The organism is Mesorhizobium sp. M1A.T.Ca.IN.004.03.1.1 (assembly GCF_003997555.1).
Classification (GTDB): Bacteria; Pseudomonadota; Alphaproteobacteria; order Rhizobiales; family Rhizobiaceae; genus Mesorhizobium.
This window is the reverse complement of the sequence record NZ_RZTV01000738.1, coordinates 1-251: the sequence shown is the minus strand read 5'-3', so window position 1 is coordinate 251 and position 251 is coordinate 1. Positions and strand designations below refer to the sequence as shown.

Below are 251 nucleotides of genomic sequence, written 5' to 3'. Positions count from 1 at the left end.
GGGTCGTGCGGCAGATGTACTGAGTTGACCGCAGCGGCACGGTGGAAACCGGCGTCCGCGAGCTCGAGGAGCAAGACATCAGATGCTTGTCCAGCTTCAATATCTGCGCGCGGTTGCGGCGCTGATGGTCGTTTATTTCCATGCAATATTGCAGCTGGCCAAGGTCAATCCCGCCGTCGACGCCACGGCTTTTCTTTATGGCGAAACCGGCGTCGACATCTTCTTCGTGCTCAGCGGCTTCGTGATGTGGC

1 protein-coding gene is annotated in these 251 nt (G+C 58.6%); it reads left to right on the top strand.

Translation table 11 applies throughout. The features are described from left to right. Positions 1–82: 82 nt before the first annotated feature. The coding region (locus EOD29_RS33620) for an acyltransferase family protein (protein ID WP_164764039.1) at positions 83–251 on the top strand (169 nt) is incomplete at its 3' end.